Here is a 16,979-nt window from a genome sequence, read left to right as displayed (position 1 = left end):
GATGGTAACTCTGCATGATCCGTTGGCTTGCCGCATCGCTGAAGCAACTCAAGCGGTATTCGGCAGCGGCGCGCTGACATTGCGAGTTCGGCAGGCGTGCTCTCAGTACGAGCGAGATTTGGAGAACATTCGAGCCGGGCGAGGAATTCGGGCTCTGCTGATCGCTATCGTGGGAGCCAAGGGGCAAGGCAAGACCTGGATTGCCCGGCAGTTGGTTCATTCACCATCGGTTCGCCAACATTTGCGTAGCGGCGATTTGCAATCTGATGCAACCACGCGATTGGCCTGGATTGGCCCAGTCCCACCAGATGGTCTGGATGCCAGCTGGGAAACGTATCATGCCTGTCCAGCGTCGGAGATGGTTGAGTTGGGACAAAGTTATGTACTGCTGGATACGCCAGGCGTGACCGACTCTGATCAGGCGGCCGCCAAGCTGGCGCACGAAGCGCTGTCGTTGGCACCTGTCAAACTGCTGGCAATCGCTCGCGATCAAATCCGCGCCGCCGCCAATATTGAACTGGCACGGCAGATCGACGGTTCCATCTGCCTGCCCATGATCACGTCCGTCGAGCCAGCCGAAATGCAAGATGCTAGCCTGGCCAGCGACTTGCGCAATCTGCGCGATCAGTTAACGCTGCTGGCTCCACACACGCAGTTGTTGGATGACTTGTTGATTCCAGATTTTGAAATCACCGGCGACGAAGCTGCCGCTGGTGATGCGTTGCGAGCTGGACTGTTGGACCGCTGGTCCAGCTTGGGCCTAAATCCAACGCGGCTCAGCAACGCTAGCGAAATCCGCCAACAAACTGCGGCGCGGCGTTTGAAGTCAGAAGTTGCCAAAGTGATCAGTCAGGAGTTGCCGCAATTGGCTGAGGCGGTCTCGCAACTGCATCGCGAAGCAGAGCAGTTGCCGGCGCGCGTCATGGCATCGTTGCTGGGCAGCCAATCAGTACTGGAGACCGGGATTCGCATTCGGCTGCGCACGCGACTGGTCAACGATACGTCGCTGATGTGGTTTCCCTATCGCACTGTTTTGTCGGTGCTCAATTTGACACATGGTGCCTGGGATCGCATTGTGTTGGCCCTGACCGGAAGCGTCCCTAGCTTATTCGGTGCGCTGACGTCGTGGGCGCGCAATGTTCGGCAAGGCCGCGAGTTTTCAGCGGAAGTTAACGACGGAATACGTCAGCGCACACAGCAGCAAGTTCAGGAGCGGCTGCAACCGCTCTGCGACCAGTTTCGCCGAACCGTGATGAAATTGCGCCCCCGCGAACAGCGAAGCGAACAGATGACAGCCACCGGTTCGCAGATGAGTCTGTTGGGCATCGAAGAATTGCAGACGCGCAGCCGCGAGATTTTTGAGCAAGCGCTTCAGCGAAACTCTACAGCGTCGTGGAGAGTGCAACTATATGCGCTGGCCGGCATGGTTCTGTTTTGGTTGCTCATGGCCGCGCCCATCGTGGTACTGTACCGCGAGTATTTGGCCACGACGGTCAGCGTGTGGACTGGCCGCGAGCACAGTTTAGAGTCCTTTCCCAGTCCACATCCGGGGATGTTCTTGACGAGTTTGGTGCTCAGCCTGCTGCCACTTATGATCTATTGCATGTGCGTTCTAACGCTAACGCTCAACAGTCGGCGGATTAGTCGCGTCGCCAGCCAAGTTGCTGCGGAGCACGAACAAACCATCAATCAACTGCAGGAATCGCAGATTATTCGCATTCAATTCAACGACGAGTTGCTTGAGCAAGCCGAGTATCTGCTGACGCTAGCTTAGTCTGGGGCGCTTCTGCTGCCTGCGTTGGTCAGATGAGCTTGCTTTGCCGGGCGGGAAATGCTTATAAGCCAGGTTGGGATTCATTTCCGAAAGGGCCTGGTTTATGAAAGTAGCCGTCGTTTGCTATCGTCCCAGCTGTGAGCCATGCGACTGGTCAGGATTTTACGAGTCCGCCGAGCGCTATTTGCTGCCAGACAGTCAGCGCAGCTATTATGTGGTTGGCAAGCAACCGTTGGATACTGGCAGGTGTTCGGTCCGCGCCAGCCAGGTCCAATCCATTGAACTGAGGGCCAACACTGCTTCCAGTGGCTTTGAAGTATTGTTGGACCTGGAAAACCAGCTGACTGATTTCGACTACGTTTATTGCTTCACCGCCGATTGCAGATTTCAGCGTAGCGTAAGTGCTGAGTTGTTGCCGCAGCAGCCGGATCAAATCGTAGTTGTGCAGCATCCTCAGTACGTCAATATTCCATGTGATCGACTACCTTACGAGCGCAATGCCCAGTCGCGGGCTGGCATGCCCATCGGCGCGGGACACTACTATGTGACCAGCTTGCTGTTCGGGGGAACAACCGCCACGGTTCTCGGTATGGCCCAGACCATCTGCGAGGACTTGCAGGCGGATTGGCGAAACGGCGTGGCGGCTATCGCCGCCGAAGAGTCGCATCTGAACCGATACATTACGCTGCATCCTTACCGGCTTTGCCACGCGGGGTTTTGTTACCCGCAAGGTTGGGATCTAGGGGTACCGCGTGTCATCGAAGTTGCAGACCCGCCGGGTGGAATGGCAATTCGGCACTTGGTATCGGACTCGAGCGAGAAGTCAAGCGGGCGGCCTGTCACAGTAGAAATCTCCGGCGATTTGGGAAGTCAGTTGTTTCAGTATGCTGCGGGGCGAGTTGCAGCGGAGCGCAATGGTTGCGATTTGCAATTGGACACGCGATACTTCGATTGCCTGGGCGAGCATCGCTATGGACTAGGCCATTTCAATATCCACGCTCAAATCGCTACGACACATACGTTGCCACGACGTGGCAAATGGCATGTACGTGGGACATGGCACAGTGAACGATATTTTGCGGACGTAGCCGCGGTACTGCGTCAGGAATTGACCTGGGCACAGCCAGCCACGGGGCGTTGCGAAAAACTGTTAAAGCAGATCACCAGCCAGCCCAGCGTGGCCATTCAAGTCGATGCCGGCCTGCCGGTGCGTTATTATGACCGGGCTATCGACTACATTCGTCGCACGACGGGTAGTTACCTTCGAGCCGTTGTGTTCTGCAACGACCTTCGATGGGCTCAACAAAATATTGTTGCCGGTGCCGGTACCGTATATGTTCAATCCAACGCGCGCTGGGCGGCGCATGACGATTTGCGATTGATGGCCGCGTGCGACCATCAAGTCGTGGCGCGCAGTTCCCTGGGTTGGTGGTCAGCGTGGCTGAACATCAATCCACACAAGCGGATCGTTGTCCCTAGCGAGGTTGCTGCAGCCCCTGGGCAGGAACAGGATGACTGGATCACAGCGGGTTGGCATTGCCTGGACATTTCTCAACCGGCGACCATACTGGCCAGAGCGGCGTAGGTGGTCTCGTCGCTAAGGCGATCTTTCAATACGAAGTTGCCTGCAACTGCCAACACCAGCCGGCGGAAACGTGGTTCGCCCAGTCTTTGTCTGGCGAAGGTAGCCACGAGAAGACCTGCTGAACCGTCTGGATCGGGAAGGTAGAGTAGCACTGGGCTGAGAGCAGATGGTCGTGCGATTATTGATAGACGGTTATAATCTGCTCTTTCAGAGTCAATTTCTGGGGCGCCAGCGTGGCCCAGGCTGGTTGCACAAGGCGCGGCAGAGATTATTGGCCGGACTGCATGAACAACTGCCGCAAGACCTGCTATCGCACACGACGATCGTTTTTGATGCTTCACGCGGCAATGAAGTATTGCGCGACTTTGTGTCGGAGCATGGAGTGCGAGTGTTATTTGCCAATGAGCATCCCGAGGCCGACGATTTGTTGGAAGAGTTGATTCGTAGCCACACGGCACCGAAATCGCTACAGGTCGTCTCTAGCGATCATCGCATCGCTCGCTGTGCACGGGCTCGGCGTGCAAAGATTGTCACAGTTGATCAATTCTTGGACCTGCTTGAGCGTAAAACACGGCCCCACGATTCAAGTTCGCGCGGCAATTCGCAGCCCATCGAACAACCGCTCAGTCCAGATCAAGTTGCCTATTGGCTGCGCGAGTTCGGGCAGTCATAGGGTCGCGTACGTGTTGCGTGTGTTGTCAAGCCAGCAGCTCGCGGACTGTGACCAGACGTTCGCGCAGTTGACTTAACAAATCGTGTCGTTGTTGGACTGGACTGCCGATTGCAGGAGCTGTTGCCAGGATAGTCAACAGCGGCCCCCCTTTTTCAAGGAGCGTTCCAATGAGGCGGTCCGACGGAATGTCGGCGAAGTAGGCTCGTGGCAGTTGCTTGAACTGCTGATGTAGTTGAGCGGTCAGTACCGTATCGCGCTCCAAATAGACAATGGCCTTGGCGGTGACCGGATGATGTTTCAAAGTAGTGTGGTCCGGTGCTTCAGCGGAAATCAGCACTCCACAGGCATGAGCGTGGAGGGCGGCTGAGTTGGCAACGCCCGAGCGCAGTAGAATTTCCATGCCCGCTGACCAGCGCGGATTGACTTCCAACAGCCACAGCTTGCCGGCGAAGTCTTGGATCAAATCCATCTGCAACCAGCCACATGTTCCGGTCTGCAAAGCCAGGTACACGGCGGCTTGGATCAATTGCTGGCGCTGGTCGGTGTCAAGTTCGATGGGCCCCCAAGAACCTCGGTAGGCGAACTCGCTGGGCGCTGGCCAGTCGGCAGCCTGCCAAGCTTCGGTGATGCCTAGCAATTCTGCACGTGGTGGTCCAGTCTTGGTGCTGATGCCGGACGTCTCGTCATACGTGGCGGACTGTTCAGGCCACGTAACGATGCAGGTTGCCCCCAGCGAACGCCCCGGTATTTCCTGTTGCACAACCCAGTGTGCCGCATCAGCCACGCTTGGGGACACAGCATAACTTCGGGGAGCATCTTCCGGGGACACAGCACTGGCAAAGACTGGCGGGGACACAGCACTTACCGACCAGCCGGACGCGCTACGCAGCGACTTGCGCAGCCATCGGGGACAAGCTTGCGTTGTTGAGTCTTGAGCAAGTCGATCGTTGGGGGGGGGGGAAATTGGAGTTTGATATCCGAGAGTTTGTGGAAACATAAGTCCGCTGTGGCGCGCGGCCTGTGCCCACAGGTCGGTCGATCGCAGGGCCGCCATGTGGTTAGAGTTTGGTCCAAGAAGCTGAAGTCCGGGAGTTCGATCCAGCAGATCGACCAGCGCCGGCCAATTCTCGCAGCCACCCCCCAGGAAGACCGGCGCTATCGAGCAATTGTCAGGAGGCAGCCACTGTTCCGGTCGTATCACCAATTCCGCTTCGGATGTCCCCCAGCTTGGTAAGATGTGGGTCTGACTGGCGATTTCGCAGGTGTCTTCGTCGCCGAAGAGGTCTACGCCAATTACTCTGTAAGAAGCCTCGCGAAGCGCCCAGGCTAATGCGCGAGCGGATACTCCAACCGCAACTGCGTACTTTACCTCCCCCGAAAGAGCTGGATTTTTCGTGTAAATCGGAACTTTGTGGAAGCTCATGGGTTCTCACCTTGATTTGGTTTCGAGCCAACTAGCATACTCCATTGAAAATTGGCTAGTGCAGCACAAACGTCAATGGTGACCAGTAAAAAGTAGATGTAGAGCCGATGCATATGACTCCTGATCCCTCGAAGTTAAGAATATTTTGTGGTGAGCCAAAACCAGCGGTGGCTGTCCGGGGGCTGATCTGCCTATGGATGATAGTCTGTTCGGGTTCCGCGCTGGCCAGCGAGTATTTGGGCATTTTGAGCGAGCTGACCAACCCGCAGTCGGATGTCGCTCAAAAGCTTCAGATTACGGAAGAGCAACTGACAGAACTCAAGAAATTAACCAATCGGCGTACTAGTGCAGCAGTCAGCTTGGCGGCTCAGCTGAAGGAAGCACCCAAGAGCCAGCACTCGGAGTTGCTGTCCGCGTTTGCAGCAGAATCAGAGAAAATGGCCGCTGATGTGTTGGATGACCAGCAACGCGGTCAATTAAAGAAGCTCAAGATGCAATGGCAGGGATTGGTCTCTTTGGCCGAAGACGAGCTTGCTACCACCCTCAACTTGGATGAGTCGCAGCGGTCGATCGTTGCTCAGTGGCGAGAGCAGTTGCGGGATGCGCGGCGCGTCAATCGCCTTGAACAGGTCAAGCCTCAAGCCGAGCGAGCCATTCGCAGTGAACTGTCCGACAGCCAGTGGGTTGCTTGGCAGTGGCACGCTGGGTTGAGCAATCAAGCTCCATCGGAATCTCCGTTGCCGCCGCAGCGGGAGTTGGAGTCTACTCCGTCCAATGCGGCGAGCGACAATAGTACTGCGATTGTTTCAACAGTGCCTGCCGCGCCGGTCGATGCCGCTTTGCTGCCCATCGAACAGGTTGATTTAGAACTGAATTTTCAGCGTCAGCCGTGGGGCGATGTGATTCGTTGGCTGGCTGAACAAGCCGACCTTTCGGTGCATTCCGAAGTGACTCCTCCGGGTACATTTACCTATCGCGACCGTAGCCGCAAGTACTCGGTCTCCGAAACGCTGGACGTGATGAACGCTTACTTGTTGGACAGCGGTTATTCGTTGTTTCGCCAAGGTCGCATGTTGCGTTGCGTGAACTTCGAGCAAGATCAAGCCATGCGCGGCGAGTTACTCAAGGAATTGACCGATACAATTACCGAAGGGGAGCTGGCCACTCGCGGTCGTTACGAACCGGTGCGGGTGCTGTTCACGCTCAAGCGGCTAGACCCAGATCAGGTGGTCGAAGAGGTGAAGAGTCTTCTTAGCGTTCAAGGCACAGCCGTCAGCCTCATCTCGTCTGGGCAGTTGTTAGTTACCGATATGGCCGGCAACGTCCGCAACGTGGCCGAATTCATTCGCCGTGCGGAGGACCCGACTTCGGCGCGTGGTACCGCCGTGCAAACGATGCAGCTCAAGAGCATCACGGCTGAGGAGATTTTGGCGGTCGCGCGACCGCTATTGGACTTGGATTCCGGCAGCAACGTCAGCGATAGCATTCGCATTTCGACCAATACATTTGGCACAACGTTGTACGCGCGTGGAGATGCCGACAAAGTTGAATTGTTGCGAGAGCTAGCGCAGCAGATGGACAGACCGCCAGCCGATTCTGATAAACCCATTCAATACGAAACGCCCTATGTCGGTCGTCATTTGGTTCGTGGTATTGACCTGCAACTGGCTTATCAAGTTGCTTCTCAACTTTTGGCTGGTTCGCCTGACGTAAAATTGGCCACAGATGAAACAGCCAAGCAATTGGTGCTGATGGGACGCAAAGCTGATCATCAACTCATCAAAGAAACATTGGACTCGCTGGCCGGCGAGGTTTCCGATTTCAAGGTGATCAGCCTGCAAAACCTGGACACTCAGATGGCGATCGCCGCCGTAAAGAAGTTTTTCGGATTGTCGGACAAGGCAGAGCCGTCTTCGGGTCAACCGGTCATCGACGGTGACTCAGTCGCGCGGCAGTTGTGGGTCAAGGGCTCGGCGACGCAAGTGCAACAGATCGAAGACTTGATCTCGAAGCTGGAAGGCACCGCCAAATCGACCAAGAATCTGTGGGGCGATCATTTGCGGATGGTACCAATGTCTGGCAGTGGATCGGCGGATGCTTTGCGACAGGCCGCCATGATTTGGCAGCAGATGAGCGGTAACCGAAATCCGTTGGTCAGCGACGCGCAGTCCAATGGCGACACGGGCTTGAAGGCACGTTCTTTTGCTCCTCAACAAAAGAATGTTCCGCAGGCGACCACTACACCATCACCTCCAGGTCGTTCGACGAGCAAGCCGTCCTCGACAGCACCTGCGTCAAACCAACCGGCTGCTGATAGCGAAGCTGCTGCCAAGAGCATTCCCGGTGGTGTCCTGGTGATGGCACAGGATGCTGAAGGATCGCAGCGGTCTGAGTACTCGCAGCCATTTGACGAGCAGTCCGCAAGTGACGTGTCTGAGCAAACGGCCGCAGAAGATCTGTCGAACGAACCAGACCTCAGAAGTTCCGGAGCACCGATTGTTGTTCAAGAAGGCCCTGGCGGTTTGATCGTCTCGTCCGAAGACGCCGAAGCCTTGGAACGCTTTGATAATTTGCTGCGCATGATGATGGAGCAGAACAATCTCAGCGGAATGGATCCCGAAGTTGTCTACTTGCAAAACATCAAAGCCGCCGCGGCCAAGCAACTATTGACAGAAATTCTTAGCGGCGCAGCAGCCTCGGCTTCAGCGGAAGGTGGCGGCGGTTCAGGCGGCGGGTTGTTGGGTAATATGGCTTCGGGTTTATTGGGGGGCGTCGGTGGAGGTATGTTGGGTTCACTGCTGGGTGGCGGCTCCGGTGGTGGCGGTTCGTCTGCTCTTACCCCTGGCAACGTAGGCATGGCCAGCAGCAGCTATTCCATAGTGGCCGATCCGCGACTAAACGCTTTGTTTATTAAGGCTCATCCAGCAGACATGCGCTTGATTGAACAGCTCTTGCGAGTTATCGACCAGGTTGAAAGCCCGTTTTCAGTAGAAACTCAGGGAGTAACGTCACTCATTCCAGTGCTGACGCAGGATGTGGCGGCTGTACTGGAAACCGTAAAATCGGTGTTCGGCGAACGAATCGCCGGCGTGGCGTCCAGCGCCAATCGCACCGGTGGCGGTGGAGGAGGTGGTGGTGGGTCTGGCAACCCTTTGGAGTTTCTGTCTGCCATGCGGTCTGCATTTGGTGGTGGTGGGGCTCAACGTCGTCCAGCCGAACCCGCCAAAGTGGAGTTGTCAGAACCCAAAATCTCAATTGGTGCCGACACGCATACCAACACTTTAGTGGTGATCGGTCAACCGTATCAAATTGAAGAGGTTCGCAAGCTGGTGAGCATGTTAGACGAGGCTGGCGAAAGCGAAAAGGAAGAAGTAGCCGTAGTCGAGATGGGGCCACTGTCTTCAGATGCGCTTACCAACAGTTTGCAGCGAGTCTTAGGGTCACGTGCTCAGACGACGGTTTCCGGCGGTCCGTCGGGTTCTTCCTCATCGGCATCGCGGCCATCCGGTTCGACTAGCGGTTCAGCAGGGCAATTTGATCCCGACGCGGCGCGGCGACGGGCCGAATTCTTTATGCAGATGTTGCGAGGTGGCGGCGGCGGAGGCAACCTGGGTAGTGGTCGTACTGGAGCGGGCGGCGGTGGTACCAATCGTGGTACCAACCGTGGCACCTCCAGTGGAACGGGTGGAAATCGGCGCGGCGGGAATTAATTGGCTAGTCAAACTACCAGGCGCTGAGAGGCGACAGGCGAACAATGCTGGAAACGGGTGACATTTTAGTACAACAGGGCTTGCTGCAAGCCGAACAGGTTGATCGGCTGCGCGCCGAACAGCGCAGCGGCATCGTGTTGTTGGAAGCGGCGGTCGAGCAAGGCTGGGTCGCCGAAGAGGCGGCGCTGCGCGCGCTTGGCGGCGCACTGGGCATGCAGTTCGTCGATCTCCGCAACGTGGAAGTCGATTTAGAGCTGATTAAAAGCTTTCCTCAAAAGCTAATCTATCGTCATGCTCTGTTTCCTCTGGAGCGCCATAACGGGTCGCTGACTTTGGCAACCGCCAATCCGCTGGACGTCTATGCTTTGGACGAAGCTAGCGCCGCGACGGGACTGACGATCATCCCGGTGGTGGCCGAGAAGGCGGAGATCGCCAAGCTGACCAAGAAGCATCTGGGCGTCGGTTCGGAGACCGTTGAAGGCTTGATGGCCGCGCGCGAAGAGCAAGGCGATATCGAACTGCTGGATAGCATTGAAACTGATGGTAGTGAATTAAGCGAGATGGCCCAGGAGGCCTCGGTCGTTCGCTTAGTCAACGAAATCTTGATCGAAGCCATCGACTCGCGCTCCAGCGACGTGCACATCGAGTCGCAATCTGCCGGTTTGGTTATTCGCTATCGCATTGACGGCATCCTGCATGATCAACCAGTTCCGCCAGAGATCAGTCGCTTTCAATCGGCCATCATCAGCCGCTTGAAGATCATGTCGCGGTTGAACATCGCCGAAAAACGCTTGCCACAGGACGGCCGTATTAAGTTGAAGGTTCACGGGCGCGAAATTGACATACGCGTGTCCGTCATTCCTATGATTCATGGCGAAAGCCTGGTGCTGCGTATTCTGGACAAGGGGGCGATGAAGTTCGACCTGCAAGGGTTGGGCATGGATGCACATTCCTATAGCTTGTACCGCCAACTGATTCGATTGCCACACGGCATTATTTTGGTGACTGGTCCCACGGGTTCTGGAAAGACAACCACGCTGTACAGTTCCTTGCTCGAAATTCGCAGCCCCGAAACCAAGATCATCACCACTGAAGATCCGGTCGAGTATCAACTGGACGGCATCAATCAGATTCAGGTGCACGCTAAGATTGGTTTGACTTTCGCCGCCTCACTGCGCAGCATTTTGCGTCATGATCCCGATGTGGTGTTGATCGGAGAAATTCGCGATCAGGAAACTGCCGAGAATGCGATACAAGCTTCACTGACGGGGCACTTGGTGTTTAGCACTCTGCACACCAACGATGCCGCTGGCGCGTTCACGCGTATTGTCGATATGGGCATCGAGCCCTTTCTGGTTTCGAGTACGGTGGAAGCCATCATGGCGCAGCGTCTGTTGCGACGCTTGTGTAACAACTGCAAACAAGCCTACACGCCGCAGCATGTTGATTTGCCTAACGATTTTCCGTGGGAATTGCTGGATGGCAAGCCGTTGTATCGTAGCGTGGGTTGTCGCGCCTGTCGCAACGTGGGCTATGTTGGTCGGATGGGAATTTACGAATTGTTGATTACCAACGAAGAAATTCGCGAGTTGGCGCACGAGCGCGTCAGCACTTGGGAAATCAAGCAGTGCGCACTCAAATCGGGAATGCGTACCTTGCGTATGGATGCGTGGGACAAGGCCATTTTAGGTGACACAACGATCGACGAAGTGTTGCGCGTCACCAAGGGGGATCGCCTTGCCTGAGTATGCCTATGTAGCCCGCGACCTGCGCGGCCAAAAGAAGACTGGCACGATTCAAGCCAACTCGCAACAGGATGTACTGTTGCAGTTAGACAGCGAGAACTTGCTGCCCGTCGAGATTAAAGTCAGCCAGACTTTGGGGGCGCTCAGCAACAAGCGCGTCAGCGGTCAGGTGATGGCCAATACGTACAATCAACTGGCCGCGCTGCTGCGATCCGGAGTGCCGTTGTTGCGAAGTTTGACCGTGCTTGCCAACCAAACCGCCAAGCCAGCACTGAAATCTGTCTTAGAGGAAATTCGTGCTAAAGTCGAAGATGGTGAACCGCTACCGACCGCTATGGCCCGCTACCCGCGGGTGTTTAACGACATGGCAGTCAATATGGTGCGTGCAGGCAACGAAGGCGGATTCTTAGAGGATTCACTGGAACGTGTGGCAGCTTTCACGGAACAACAAGAAGACCTCAAAGGCCGCGCTGCGGGTGCTCTGGCTTACCCGGTTTTCTTGGCCGTCGTGGGCACGGCCGTGGTTACCGTTTTGATCATCGTGTTTGTTCCCAAGTTCGAGCCGTTGTTTGGCACTTTACGAGCCAAAGGTGAATTGCCCGCAGCCACCGATATGTTGCTCGGCTTCAGCCGATTCTTGCAGAGTTTCTGGTGGGTCGTAGTCGGTTTGACCGTAATCGCCGTTGTCTCGGCCATTCAATTCCTGCGAACCGACTCGGGCAAGTACTGGCTAGATAAAACCAAGATCAAAGTGCCTTTATTTGGATCGGTCTTCTTGAATCTGGCGGTTGCTCGATTCTGCCGCGTGCTGGGAACGCTGCTGCGTAACGGAGTACCGATTCTAAAATCGTTGGAGATTAGCGGTCAGGCTGCTGGAAATCGGGTTTTGGCGCAGTCTGTTGTGCAGGCTAGCGAAAACATAACCGCTGGTCAGAAGCTGGCTGCACCACTGGCTGCGTCAGGACATTTTCCGAAGCAAGTGGTCGAGATGATTTCGGTTGCCGAAGAGTCCAATACGCTTGAAAAAGTAATGGTGCAAATTTCGGACAGCTTAGAACGCACTACCTTTCGGCGACTGGACATCTTGGTCCGCATGTTGGAGCCAATTATGTTGCTGGTCATGGCCAGTGTGGTGTTTTTCATCGTATTGGCCCTGATGGTGCCGCTACTTAATAGCTCCAGTACCGTCTAGAATAGGCCAGAGACTCTGCTTACAGCACATCCTCATCCGTCAAGCATCGAAATTTAACCCTGCAAAACGCGTCTGCCGCTGGCAGATCCTGCAACCCACAAGGAGAAAATCATGAACCGCAGAACTCGCAATATTCGTAATCGCCGCTCAGCCTTCACGCTGGTGGAAGTAATGCTGGTGTTAGTAATTATTGCCGCTATCGCGGGCATTGCGATCACTAATTTGGGCACGTTCTCGCAGCGCGCCAATGAACGAACCGCCAAAGCAAAAATCAACGTACTCAAAGGTGCAGTCGATTATTACAGGATCGAGTTGAATTCCTTGCCGCCAGATCTGAACGCTCTGTACCAGCAACCGGGGAATCTGTCAGACCCCGGCAAATGGATGCAGTTTATTACAGAGCCAGTCGGCATGGACCCATGGGGGAATCCTTATGTCTACAAAGTTAGCGGTACTTCCTACGAGATTCGCAGCTTCGGTCCAGATGGCGTGCAGAGCGACGACGACATTCTGGGCTAATGAGGTCTTCCATTGATGCGCTGGGCTACCGACCAACTTCAATCGCCACAGCTCGCCACTGCGCCGCCGGTGCGTCAAGCCTTTACATTGGTCGAGCTGATGCTGGTGTTGGCGATTGTAGTCATGATTGGCTCGATCGCAACGCCACTGGTGGATGGGGTAATGCAACGTCAAAAGCTGCGAGGTGCTGTGGACGAAGTACGATTGGCATGGGAGGGTGCGCGATTGACCGCCTTACGCACCGGTCAAGCACAGGTGTTTCGCTGTCAGCTGGGCAGCGGAACTTACCAGGTTGAGCCGTGGATTCAGCACGACGACATCAATCGCGTCGGCGACGGTGCAACGCTGAATATTGGTGGTGCCCAAGTTCAGACAGCCATAGACAACTGGGGTAGCACAGCCGCCGCATCTGACGGCCAACAAGTGGCGGTTAAACAGCTCGATTCATCAATGACCTTTCTGAAGTGCCAGGTAGCTAATGACACCCGTGCCTTTATAGCCGCGCAAGATGGATCGCTCGCAGCCGCTGACGCGACCCAGCCCGTGGTGGTTTTTTATCCCGACGGCACAACCAGCACCGCTGAATTGTTGCTGCAAAGTACCGTTGGCGAGGTCGGTGGCATTCAGATGCGTGGACTTACCGGACACCTGCGTACGCTGGAGGTTACTCGTCTTGAACAATCGAGGCGATAAGCAACCATGGTGCACACTAGTCACGTTCGCAATCGTTGCGCTGACCGGTTCTCGGCGGTCGGCCCACAAATGCGCCGAGCCGTTTCGCTGCTGGAGGTCGTGCTGTCCTTGGCGGTACTAGCTGTGGCAACCGCCTATCTGGCTCAGTCGATGCAACTGGCGACCGAGAACGCGTTGCGCGCCGAATCGCTCACTCAGGCTGAAATCGTGGCTGAGAGCGTGATGAATCAGATCGTGGCGGGTATCATCCCCGCTCAAACTTCATCGTGGTCAAGTTACATTCCGCCTAGTTCAATGACCAGCGGGCTGTCGATGGCCGCTGGCACGCAGTGGTTGTATCAGGTGCAGAGCGTTGGCGCGGAAGTCCCAGGCATGGTCGGCATACAAGTCGCCGTACAGCAAGTTAGGCTCGATCAATCCCTGAGTAATCAACCCGATCTGTTGATTCAGCGCTGGATCGTCGATCCGAATTTAGGTTTAGACACTCCATCTAATCCGGCTGCGATTGGGAGCCTAGGAGGCCTTCCATGAGGAGCCTCGTTAATTCGCCATCGCCGGCCCGCTGCAGATCAGCGTGCTGCAGACTAATCAGCATGGGCAAGTCGTGGGGCAGTCTAGCACGCCAGCCAGGTTTTCGTCAGCGAAAGGCATTTACGTTGCTGGAGCTGATGTTGTCGCTCTCGTTGATTGTAGTGGCTACGGCACTGATTGGCTCAGTGATGAGTCTGTATGCCCGATCGTTTTCTACACGCGGTCAGGAAGTTCGCAACAAGCAACTGGCACGAAGTATCCTGCAGATGATCGCTGATGACATTCGCGCCGTCGTGGTGCAGCAGCCTGTCAGCCCCTCGATACTGACGCACATGTACGAATCCGTTCCCGGATCGGCGGCGGTGTTGAGTGCCTCGGGGAGTATGGCAGAACAAACCGACGCAGCCAGCAACTCGACCGGATCGCAATCGGCTGGTGCCGGCCAGTCAGTGGATTTGACTATGGCGATGCCACCCGGAATCTATGGTAATCAGAACGAGTTGTCGTTGGATGTTAGCCGAATTCCGCGGGCCGACGAATACTTGCAGCCAATGGCGTCACTGATAACGCTTACCGACCGCGCCGCCGATATCAAGCGTGTCAGTTATTTCGTTCAGGCGGCAACCGCGCTGGGGGTGCAAGATTCGATGCTCCAAGTCAGTAGCGGCGTCGGCATGGGGGCGACCGGTGGTTCCAATGGTGGGTTGATTCGACGGCAACTGGATCGAGCAATCACCAGTTTTGCGACGTCAAAGGGTTTTACGAATCAGTTGATGACGACCGGCGATCTGATAGCGCCGGAAGTCGTCGCCGTGCAGTTCAGCTATTTCGATGGTACTCAATGGACCATGCAATGGGATTCTGCTCTCCAAGGCCTGCCAAGGTTGGTTCAGATTACCCTGGGAATTACCACCATCTCCGAAGGCCAGCCACCATTGGTCCAACCAGGCATCTCACTGATGGGCATCAGCCGTGCTGAATTACAACAAGCCAGGGTTGAGATCTACGAACTGGTGGTCGCCATACCCGGTGCTCAGCTGCAAACTGGCGCGGGGCAGATGGGTGTATCAGCGACCGACAACGCTGTCAGCGGGGAGGCGTTGGGATTATGAACCGATCAAGCACTACTGTTCAAGGTGTCAAATGTGCGTGGACTCGAGTTGGCCACCGGCGGCAGGCAACTCTGCGGCGTAGATCATTTTCCACTCAATTGCAGTGGCTGACCAGACGCCGCTTCAGCCGCAGTCGGCCGGCGTTTTTGTTGGTGTTGGTGACGATGGTGATCGTATTGGCCACGCTAGCCATGCTCAACTTTTCGAGAGCAATGTTGATTTCCAATGAGACGGCGCATATATCTGGCGGCCAACTGCAATCTCGAATGTGCGCTGAATCGGGAGCCCAGGCGGCGCGCCTGTTTTTGTCTTATCCTCACGCACAGCGTTTGGCTTTAGGGGGCACCTGGAACAACTTTAGCTTCCAAGCCCGCAATGTTCTGCCGGATGCCTCGCCTCAACGGCGCGGCAATTACAGCTTGGTTGCTCCGGCGTTGGATGATGACGGGTCTTACAGCGGGTTGCGGTACGGATTGCAAAACGAATCAGCCAAGTTGAACTTAAATATGGTTCTTCATTTAGAGCAAGTGTTGGAATCAGTCGGCTATGGCCGGTTTGATACCGAGGCAATGGATGCCGAGGGGTTGGCCTCGCTGGGTCTGAGTAGTAGTCGATCGCCAGCCGGTGGATTGGGGGTTAGTGCAGCGGTGGCCATGCTCCGATCGCTGCCCGGTATGACCGCCGATATTGCGGACGCGATTTTGGATTGGTTGGACAGCGACGACGAGGTTCGCACCTCCGGTGCAGAAGCCGATTACTATGCCACGTTACAACCCGCTTACCAACCGGCCAATGGACCGCTAGAGTCAATCGAACAATTGTTGTTGGTCCGGGGCGTGACACCTCAATTGTTGTATGGATATGACGAGAATCGTAACGGAGTGTTGGACTTTGGCGAGCAGCAGATGATGAGCCTTGGTCGACAACCGGGAGCGTTGCCTGGGCAAATCAACGCGGCGGCGCTCAGTCCTGATTACATTCCTCCACCGCCGCTGGGGCTGGCCGCCTATTTGACGCTGCACTCCGAAGAGCGCAATACGACGCAGGACGGTCAGCCACGCATCAATCTAAATTCTTCTGACCTTCAGCAGTTATACACAGATTTGAGCGATGCTCTGGGCAATGAGACCTGGGCCAGTTTCATTGTGGCCTATCGGCTGAGTGGTAGTCCTCCCACGACGGCAAAAAGCCCCTTGCAGACACTCGCCTCCATGTCCACCGGCATTCCGCTGGAAGAAGATCAAGCGGAGACTGGTGATGCCGCAGCAGAACTTGCCGCCGCTGCCGATCAATTGACACCGACCAGTACTTGGACCGTTGAGAATCTGTCCAATTTTGACTTATCCAGTCAGGGGCAAGTACAAATTCGACAAGTCCTGGACCTGCTGATTGGCCTAGTACGGTCTGGCGATGGGTCTAATCGCCAGATCTATCAATCGCCGTTCGGTACCGAGCCCAGCCAATGGTCCGAGTCGTTGCCCATTTTGATGGACAAGCTGACGACCATTGAGAATCCGACGATTCAGGGACGGCTGAACATTATGGAATGCCCGCGCGAATTGTTGCGCTGTCTGCCCGGATTTGACGACGACTTAGTGAACCAGGTCCTGGCAGCTCGCAGCGACGGCAGCAACAGCCCGTCACGCCAGTTCGAGACTTGGTTGCTGGAAGAAGGCTATTTGACAATTGATCAAATGCGCGCCTTGCATCCGCTGATTACTTGCAGCGGCGATGTTTTTCGGGCCCAAGTGGTGGGATACATCGAAGGTACGGCTTCGTTCTCGCGAATTGAGACAGTTATTAACGCGGCTGGTCAAACGCCCGAATTACGATTCTTCAGACGCATGGACCATCTCGGCCGCGGCTTTAGCATCGACGTGCTGGGGCGACGCCCCGATGCAGCCCTCACAACCGGCATGTTCGCTCGCTAGCCAACAGGTCGTTGAGCCACAAGAATTAGGATTTTTCAGAGCAGCAACTAAAATAAGAGCGCTGAGCGAGGGGCGCGATACTCCTGGCTCG

Annotated in this window: 12 protein-coding genes; 11 read left to right on the top strand and 1 reads right to left on the bottom strand. The window is 55.7% G+C overall.

Going from position 1 to position 16,979, the window contains the following annotated elements; all coding sequences use genetic code 11:
• Window position 1: 1 nt before the first annotated feature.
• From KF752_03415 to KF752_03405, 3 genes are all read left to right on the top strand, one after another.
• Window positions 2-1,774, top strand: coding sequence for a hypothetical protein (locus KF752_03415; GenBank protein ID MBX3420586.1), 1,773 nt, complete (start codon window positions 2-4; stop codon window positions 1,772-1,774).
• A 103-nt stretch (window positions 1,775-1,877) separates the two neighbouring features.
• Complete coding sequence (locus tag KF752_03410) at window positions 1,878-3,359, top strand: alpha-1,2-fucosyltransferase (GenBank protein ID MBX3420585.1); 1,482 nt, start codon at window positions 1,878-1,880, stop codon at window positions 3,357-3,359.
• 172 nt (window positions 3,360-3,531) lie between these two features.
• On the top strand, window positions 3,532-4,032 hold the full coding sequence (locus KF752_03405) for an NYN domain-containing protein (protein MBX3420584.1): 501 nt from the start codon (window positions 3,532-3,534) through the stop codon (window positions 4,030-4,032).
• A gap of 25 nt (window positions 4,033-4,057) precedes the next feature.
• Here KF752_03405 and KF752_03400 read toward each other — a convergent pair whose 3' ends face one another.
• Window positions 4,058-5,455: a hypothetical protein gene (locus KF752_03400; GenBank protein MBX3420583.1), complete on the bottom strand. Its 1,398-nt coding sequence runs from the start codon at window positions 5,453-5,455 to the stop codon at window positions 4,058-4,060.
• A gap of 197 nt (window positions 5,456-5,652) precedes the next feature.
• Here KF752_03400 and KF752_03395 point away from each other — a divergent pair, with 197 nt between their 5' ends.
• The 8 genes from KF752_03395 (at window position 5,653) to KF752_03360 (ending at window position 16,888) form a co-directional block, all read left to right on the top strand.
• Window positions 5,653-9,165, top strand: a complete 3,513-nt coding sequence (locus tag KF752_03395) for a hypothetical protein (protein ID MBX3420582.1) — start codon at window positions 5,653-5,655, stop codon at window positions 9,163-9,165.
• Window positions 9,166-9,209: 44 nt separating this feature from the next.
• Window positions 9,210-10,910: a Flp pilus assembly complex ATPase component TadA gene (gene tadA, locus KF752_03390; GenBank protein MBX3420581.1), complete on the top strand. Its 1,701-nt coding sequence runs from the start codon at window positions 9,210-9,212 to the stop codon at window positions 10,908-10,910.
• Window positions 10,903-12,102 carry a type II secretion system F family protein gene (locus KF752_03385; protein MBX3420580.1) on the top strand — a complete coding sequence of 400 codons (1,200 nt, stop codon included), beginning with the start codon at window positions 10,903-10,905 and terminating at the stop codon, window positions 12,100-12,102. Before tadA ends, KF752_03385 begins: the two co-directional genes overlap by 8 nt.
• Before the next feature lie 111 nt (window positions 12,103-12,213).
• The gene (locus KF752_03380; protein ID MBX3420579.1) at window positions 12,214-12,621 is read left to right on the top strand and encodes a type II secretion system protein GspG; all 408 of its coding nucleotides are present in this window, start codon (window positions 12,214-12,216) and stop codon (window positions 12,619-12,621) included.
• 15 nt (window positions 12,622-12,636) lie between these two features.
• Window positions 12,637-13,314, top strand: coding sequence for a prepilin-type N-terminal cleavage/methylation domain-containing protein (locus KF752_03375; GenBank protein MBX3420578.1), 678 nt, complete (start codon window positions 12,637-12,639; stop codon window positions 13,312-13,314).
• Between the two features lie 6 nt (window positions 13,315-13,320).
• Window positions 13,321-13,845, top strand: a complete 525-nt coding sequence (locus KF752_03370; GenBank protein MBX3420577.1) for a hypothetical protein — start codon at window positions 13,321-13,323, stop codon at window positions 13,843-13,845.
• Window positions 13,846-13,907: 62 nt separating this feature from the next.
• Window positions 13,908-14,957, top strand: coding sequence for a hypothetical protein (locus KF752_03365; GenBank protein MBX3420576.1), 1,050 nt, complete (start codon window positions 13,908-13,910; stop codon window positions 14,955-14,957).
• Window positions 14,954-16,888 carry a general secretion pathway protein GspK gene (locus tag KF752_03360; GenBank protein ID MBX3420575.1) on the top strand — a complete coding sequence of 645 codons (1,935 nt, stop codon included), beginning with the start codon at window positions 14,954-14,956 and terminating at the stop codon, window positions 16,886-16,888. Before KF752_03365 ends, KF752_03360 begins: the two co-directional genes overlap by 4 nt.
• The last annotated feature ends 91 nt before the right edge of the window (window positions 16,889-16,979 follow it).

The sequence above is a fragment of the Pirellulaceae bacterium genome (genome assembly GCA_019636385.1).
Classification (GTDB): domain Bacteria; phylum Planctomycetota; class Planctomycetia; order Pirellulales; family Pirellulaceae; genus Aureliella.
The sequence above is the reverse complement of the archived record's forward strand: the minus strand, read 5'-3'. Positions and strand labels throughout refer to the sequence as shown.